The organism is Exiguobacterium sp. s56, assembly GCF_018618255.1.
GTDB lineage: Bacteria > Bacillota > Bacilli > Exiguobacteriales > Exiguobacteriaceae > Exiguobacterium > Exiguobacterium chiriqhucha.
In genome coordinates this window covers 73,108-80,087 of record NZ_JACSLR010000015.1, presented here as the reverse complement: position 1 = coordinate 80,087, position 6,980 = coordinate 73,108, and the positions used below count along the sequence as shown (strand labels likewise).

The following is a 6,980-nucleotide window of genomic DNA, read 5'->3' as shown; positions in this document are numbered from 1 at the left end:
ATTCACTCCCAATATGATTTAGTCCAGTGTACACAAAAAACCTGAGCAATAGACTTTTTTAAGTGTCTACTACTCAGGGTACAGTTTAGTATACGGTGCCGCTTTTTTTGTATGATGAAACAAAGGAGGTGTTTGAATGGATCAAGCAGGCGGATTCATTTCCATCGGGATGGCTTATCCGAGCCATTATCCGTTACCTGAACTTGCTCAAAATGTATGTGCGGAATTGTTGAGTAGCGGTGGCGAAATCATAAACGTGACATACAGTCAGGATGAGGCGGGCACTAGTTGGACGACAACGACAGGTACCGACTTTGCTCAGATCGGACATTACGGATCTATCCATTTACGAAGCAACTATTTTGGAGACGTGGACATGACGATGACCGTGTCCCTTCAAGAGATGTACACCTATGTCGGGATTCTCATCGATATAAAGTGGGATAATGTCGTCTCACACCCTGCATCGAGACCCGTGTTCACACAGAAAATCGAACGACTGCTCGTTGACGTGTATCGTCATATGCCATTCTCGTACGCGCTTGCCGGGCACGAACTTGAGCTCGACTGGGCACCTGATGCGTTTCCGACATCAGCGGACTGGTTGGATACGTTCCCTCTTTTTATGGTCCCGTCACCACAAGGCGTGATGGTAACTTACGGTTCAATTTCAATCGACGGGATGACTCCTCAAACCAATATGAAGAGGTCTATCCCGTTATATGCATAAGTGAGGCTCAATCACCTCAATCAAGCATTCCTTGATTGACGAAGCTCAGTGCTAAGCGGCCGGAACATGATACAATTTTCTTAGCTTATAACCGAAGGAGGATACTTTTATGACGAAAACCTCAGATGTCATCGACGAGTTTGCATCCTATATAGACTGGTTAAACACATTGTCGGGATTGGATGAATCGATGTGGGAAAAATCGATTGCAACCGACAAATGGTCAATCAAAGCAATCGTCCTTCACATCGCCCATTGGGACAATCATCTGTTGAACGTCATCGTCCCGGCCGTCAAGACCGGGGAAGCCATGATTTTCCCTGAATTCGACTCATTTAACGCGCGAGCGACCCAAAAAGCGAAACGTCTTTCGGGAGAAAACGTGTTCCAGTTAGCCAAAACGAGTCGGAGCTCGCTTATAGAAACGCTTCAGTCATTAAGTCAAGAGACGCTGACTTCGCACACGATGGCGAACGGGGTAACCCATTGCCCGCATCACGGTGTCCCGTATACGCTCGCCTATATCGTCACCGAGTTCATCGAACATGACCGGCACCACCAGCAGCAAGTCGACGCCATCTTGGGGCAAACCTCTTGAAGAGACGGGCAAAAGTACGCGGTGTCAGACGAAGACTGAAACGGGTGCGCCTGCATGTCAACGAACAGACCCAATCGTTCCCGACGACGTTTCATGACGGGTATTGGCATAACAAAATCCCGATTGATCAATCGTTCTTATCGTCTGTACAGGAGAACAGCCGGATTCAACGTGCGATTATCGAGGTGATGATGGAAGGGGCCTCACGTCTCGTGCATAACCGAGAAGAGGAGCGGTACCAGGTCGTCGTCTTACTCGATTTGCCGACGCTTTGGCAGTCCGAACTGCTCGTGTTTGAAAGCGATGCACGACTGAAGGCGTTTATGGATCGGGATACGTCAGAGCAGACGTGGACGCGGTTGCCTAACGATTGCGTATTCCTACAAAGACTCGACCTGTCAGCGGACGTCGAGGTGCATCGGTTCCACGAACTGATTCAAGATGAAGATTATATGCATAGTGGAGGAGTCTGGTTGCTCGTTCAGTGAGCGAAACTGGCATGATATAGCGAGAAATAGCATTCATAATGTTCTACTGTTTATAAAGAAATCCGTTAAATGAAAGGAGAAAGAAATATGTTCCGCCACCTCACAACATTCGCTTTAGCCGGGATCTTCACGCTCGCTGCTACGTCGGCAGCTGCGGCGCCGACAGAACGATCAGCGGAGCGTTTCGCTGAAGAACATTTCGAGTCAATCGTCCTCGACCATATCGAAGGAGACGACCCGAGTAACTATCATTTGACGGAAAGTCGCGCCATCTCGTTCGGTTCGCTCCATGAAGTGATGATTGCCGCGCAATCCTGTTATTCGTCGGACGAAATGTGTACGTTTGTCTCGAGCAAGGAGTACGTATCAGCCGTCCTACAAGATGGAGAGCCGAGAAATGTCATCGGCACGTACGAGCAGGAACTGGGCCTCTTCGCCTTCTCCACGTTCGGGTATGGTGACGAGTTGGCCATTGCCTTAGCTGATGTGTCCGGTACATTGGTCCATTCCGCGCGAGAGAATGCCTGGTTTGACTATGATGGAAAGACGTTGACCGCCTTGACGACCGATGCGAAACGGTTCATCGAAGGAGACAGAATCACGCTCGAGATGTATCAGAAACGCTTGGTCGAGACACAATCCAACACCGAAGCGCAATCAGGGGATGCGCTTACTGGTGGTTCAGGTGACGTTCAGACGACAGAACCAACATCATATCGGATGCTCGGACTCGCGTTGTTGGCGGTGCTCCCGCTCGCTTATCTTTTTTACCGAAGGCGATGGAGAAAGTGAAATGTAAACGTCAGTGATTGATTTAAAGCGAAAACCGCTCGTCTGAGCCATACAAAAACACCGCTCCACGCAAATCGCGTAGAGCGGTGTTTTCACATGTATGGTCCGTTCGCCTGGACGACGAACTGTGAGTGTTCGTAATGATACGTGATGCGTGAATAATCGAACGGCTTCCCGTTCGAAAGATGGAAAATCGTCTCAATGCGGAGCGTCGGGTCCTCCGTCTGTAAACCTAGATAGCCGGCTTCCGTCTCAGTCAGTCGACCGACCTGCATATACATGTCCGAAAAGCCGATCGTGACGCCGAGTGCGCCCTGTACGTAATCGAAGATCGAGTCGGCGACGATCTCTCGGTTCAAATACGGGACGATCGCCTTCACATAGTACGACTCCTCGTAACAGAACACCTCGCCGTCGACGAAGCGGACCCGTTCGACGCGATAGACGTCATCTGTCACGTCAATCCCAAGGTTCTGTGCGACCGTCGCGTCCGGTTTCGTGACCGAGACGTCGAGCACGTCCGACGTCAACACTCGGTCACCGAGGTTGCTCTTAAACCCTTGCGTCGAGAACAGACTCATATAGCCCGGACGGTTGTGGCGCCGGACGAAGATGCCGCTCCCCCGCAATTGAAAGATGACCCCTTTCCGCTCCAACAACTCGAGCGCTTTCGTGATCGTGCTCTTGCTAACGGCATATTGGCTCATCAACTGCTCGAGGACGGGAAGTTTATCTCCTTGCTTCAAATCATGTTGATTGATGTACTGTTCAATCTCTGCTGCCACTTGTTGATATTTAAGCACGCTCATCCCTCATCTACTTGAAAATGTTGCCTTCATTATACCACACATATGTCTACGAAACGTTCACAAACTATTTATTGTATCGCTATTGATTAATTGTACCGGTACAATTATAGTAAGAGTGTACAAAATGTAAGCGTTACATCAAAGGAGGGTTTTCAGTTGAGTAAAGTTCGGGATTATTCAAAGTTGGCTCGGGATATTTTAGAGGCCGTCGGAGGGGAAGACAACGTCATCAATGCGGCGCGCTGTGCGACGCGACTCCGTCTCGTCTTGAAGCGGTCGAATCCGCAGGCGAAAGAACAAGTCATGGCGATGCCGGGGGTCATCACGGTCGTCGAAACGGGTGGCCAGTTCCAGGTCGTCATCGGGCAGCATGTCGGGGAAGTGTTCGATGAGTTCACGAAACTGGTGCAAATCGAAGGGACTGAGGTCGAAGACGGAAACAAGGGGACCGTCCTGAACCGCATCATCGCTACGATGTCCGCCGTATTCGCACCGTTCATCTATATCTTGGCCGCAGCCGGGATTTTGCAAGGGGTACTCATCATCACGACATTGTTGTTCGACGGTTTCGCCGAGACGGGGACGTACGAAGTGTTCAGCTTCATCTCATGGGCACCGTTCACGTTCTTACCGATTTTCATCGCCATCACGGCATCGAAACACTTTAAGACGAACACGTTCATCTCCGTCGCAGCCAGTGCGGCCTTGGTCAGTCCGACATGGGCCGAGATGGCGGCTCGCATCACGTCAGGGGAGACGATCAGTTTCCTTGGTCTCGCCTTGTCAGGTACGACGTATACGTCATCGGTATTACCACCGCTCTTCCTCGTCTGGATCTTATCCTACGTCGAGCGGTTCTTGAACCGACACATGAACGAGGTCATTCGTCCTTTGTTCGTACCGTTCTTCAGTTTGGTGCTCATGGTGCCGCTCACGATTCTCGTCATCGGACCAATCACGACGATGGGTGCGGTCGGGATTGCCAACGGCTACAACTTCTTAGCGGAGAACGCCCCGATGCTCGCTGGCGCAATTATCGGTGGTCTCTGGCAAGTCATCGTCATCTTCGGGGTCCATTGGGGCGTGACGCCGATGGTGCTCGCAAACTTCGACTTGTATGGCCGTGACTCATTCCAGGCATATCAGACGATTGCCGTCATCGCCCAAGTCGGCGCCGTTCTCGGTGTCATCTTGAAAGCGAAGAGCCAAGAAATCAAAAAAGTCGGTGTCTCGGCTGGGATTACTGGACTATTCGGAATCACGGAGCCTGCCATCTACGGGGTGACACTCCGCTTCAAGAAACCGTTCATCTTTGGATGTATCTCGGGGGCCGTCGGAGCCATCGTGGCCAGTTTCTTCAACCCGTATTATTTCGCTTACGCCGGTCTCCCGGGTCCGCTCACCCTTGTGAACGGAATCAGTGAAGACGTGCCGACCTCGATTTGGGGACTGTTGATCGGGACAGCGATCGCCATTATCCTTCCGGTCGTCTTGATTCAAATCTTCGGTTTCGGAGAAGACACGGCCAAACAAGTGACAGAAGTGACGGAAACACCTGCGACGGCAGAAGCGAGTGCGACGCTCGTCCAGGAAGAGACGATTGCTTCACCGCTCTCAGGAAAAGTCATCGCCTTGAGCGATGTTCCGGACGATGTATTCGCCTCCGGGGCGATGGGGAAAGGTTATGCCGTCGATCCAGACGGGAATAAGGTCATTGCACCGTTTGACGGTACGGTCGTCATGGTCGCACCGACGAAACATGCGATCGGTCTCCGTTCGAACACGGGAATCGAGTTGTTGATCCACGTCGGTCTCGATACGGTGACGCTCGATGGGAAACCGTTCACCGTACACGTCAAAGACGGGGATAGCTTTAAAGCGGGCGATGTGTTGACGACGTTCGACCGTGACATGATCGCTGCACATAATATTTCAAGTATCACGCCTGTCATCGTGACGAACAGCGCGACATACGCTGACGTACTCGTCCAAGCAAGTAATCAGACAGACACGACGACACCAATGCTCACGATTGTTAATCAATAAGGAGGAACTACGATGAAGACATTACCAAAAGACTTTCTATGGGGCGGCGCCCTCGCCGCGCATCAATTTGAAGGCGGCTGGGACGCCGACGGCAAAGGGCCGAGCGTCGTCGACGTGTTGACGGCCGGCGCTCACGGCGTCGCGCGTCGCATCACGGACAAGGTCGAGCCGGACGAATTTTATCCGAACCATGAGGCGATCGACTTCTATCACCGTTATAAAGAGGACGTCGCGCTCTTTGCCGAGATGGGCTTGAAGTGTCTCCGCACGTCGATCGGTTGGAGCCGGATCTTCCCGAACGGGGACGATGCGGAACCGAACGAGGCAGGACTCCAATTTTATGACGACTTGTTCGACGAGCTGTTAAAGCACGACATCGAGCCGATCATCACACTATCTCACTTCGAGATGCCGCTTCATCTCGCACGTGAGTACGGCGGGTTCCGCAACCGTGCCGTCGTCGACCATTTCGTCCGCTTCGCCGAGGTGTGTTTCGACCGCTATAAAGACAAGGTCAAATATTGGATGACGTTCAACGAGATCAACAACAAGATGGACGTCAACAACCCGCTATTCTTATGGACGAACTCAGGCGTCATCGTCGAAGACGGGGAGAACGCCCGTGAAGTGATGTATCAGACGGGGCACCATGAGTTGATCGCGAGCGCCCTCGCTGTTTCGAAAGGGAAAGCCATCAACCCAGACTTCGAGATTGGGGCGATGGTATCACACGTTCCGATTTATCCGTTCTCGTCAAACCCGGACGATGTCATGCTCGCCGAAGAGATGATGCGTCAGCGTTACTTCTTCCCGGACGTGCAAGTGCGCGGAGTCTATCCGAGCTACGCCTTGAACGAATTTGAACGTGAAGGCTATTCAATCCCGTTCCTCGATGGGGACGAAGAGATTTTGAAGAATGGGACCGTTGATTACCTCGGTTTCAGTTACTATATGTCGACGACCGTGAAGAGTGACGTCGTCGCCGATAATAGCGGCGACATCGTCAACGGTGGTCTGCCGAACGGCGTCGAGAACCCGTACATCAAGTCGAGCGACTGGGGCTGGTCGATCGACCCCGTCGGTCTCCGTTATGTGCTCAACCGATTGTACGACCGCTATCAAATCCCGCTCTTCATCGTTGAGAATGGATTCGGTGCTGTCGATGAGATCGTCGACGGGAAAATTCATGATGCGGCCCGCATCGACTACTTGAAGGCGCATATCGAGCAGTTGAAACAAGCGGTCGTCTATGATGGCGTCGACTTGATTGGGTACACGCCATGGGGCATCATCGACATCGTCTCGTTCACGACGGGCGAGATGAAGAAACGGTACGGTATGATTTATGTCGACCGTGACAATGAAGGCAACGGCTCGATGGAGCGGATGAAGAAAGACTCGTTCGATTGGTATAAGCATGTGATTGAAACGAACGGGGAAGCGCTCGCGTACGAGCCTTCGAAGTAAACGACAATACCCCCTGAAGACAATTGTCTTCAAGGGGTATTTTTCTGTGC

The 6,980-nt window shown here is 51.8% G+C and carries 7 protein-coding genes; 6 read left to right on the top strand and 1 reads right to left on the bottom strand.

The features are described 5' to 3' along the window. Positions 1-136: 136 nt before the first annotated feature. The 4 genes from KNP71_RS13325 (at position 137) to KNP71_RS13310 (ending at position 2,608) form a co-directional block, all read left to right on the top strand. Positions 137-730 carry an Imm64 family immunity protein gene (locus KNP71_RS13325; protein ID WP_214756616.1) on the top strand — a complete coding sequence of 198 codons (594 nt, stop codon included), beginning with the start codon at positions 137-139 and terminating at the stop codon, positions 728-730. 109 nt (positions 731-839) lie between these two features. After that, complete coding sequence (locus KNP71_RS13320) at positions 840-1,328, top strand: DinB family protein (RefSeq protein WP_214756615.1); 489 nt, start codon at positions 840-842, stop codon at positions 1,326-1,328. Next, positions 1,325-1,816 carry a DUF3916 domain-containing protein gene (locus KNP71_RS13315; RefSeq protein WP_214756614.1) on the top strand — a complete coding sequence of 164 codons (492 nt, stop codon included), beginning with the start codon at positions 1,325-1,327 and terminating at the stop codon, positions 1,814-1,816. The genes KNP71_RS13320 and KNP71_RS13315 overlap by 4 nt, the downstream gene beginning before the upstream one ends. Before the next feature lie 87 nt (positions 1,817-1,903). Next, entirely contained in the window at positions 1,904-2,608 is a 705-nt protein-coding gene (locus tag KNP71_RS13310) for a hypothetical protein (protein ID WP_214830865.1), read from the top strand. A gap of 92 nt (positions 2,609-2,700) precedes the next feature. Here the strand turns inward: KNP71_RS13310 and KNP71_RS13305 are convergent, their stop codons facing one another. Next, the gene (locus KNP71_RS13305) at positions 2,701-3,411 is read right to left on the bottom strand and encodes a GntR family transcriptional regulator (RefSeq protein WP_034777602.1); all 711 of its coding nucleotides are present in this window, start codon (positions 3,409-3,411) and stop codon (positions 2,701-2,703) included. 162 nt (positions 3,412-3,573) lie between these two features. On the opposite strand from KNP71_RS13305, the gene KNP71_RS13300 reads away from it, so the two are divergent. Continuing rightward, the gene (locus tag KNP71_RS13300; protein WP_131472695.1) at positions 3,574-5,463 is read left to right on the top strand and encodes a beta-glucoside-specific PTS transporter subunit IIABC; all 1,890 of its coding nucleotides are present in this window, start codon (positions 3,574-3,576) and stop codon (positions 5,461-5,463) included. A 12-nt stretch (positions 5,464-5,475) separates the two neighbouring features. After that, positions 5,476-6,930, top strand: a complete 1,455-nt coding sequence (gene bglA / locus KNP71_RS13295; protein ID WP_214756609.1) for a 6-phospho-beta-glucosidase — start codon at positions 5,476-5,478, stop codon at positions 6,928-6,930. Positions 6,931-6,980: the final 50 nt, after the last annotated feature.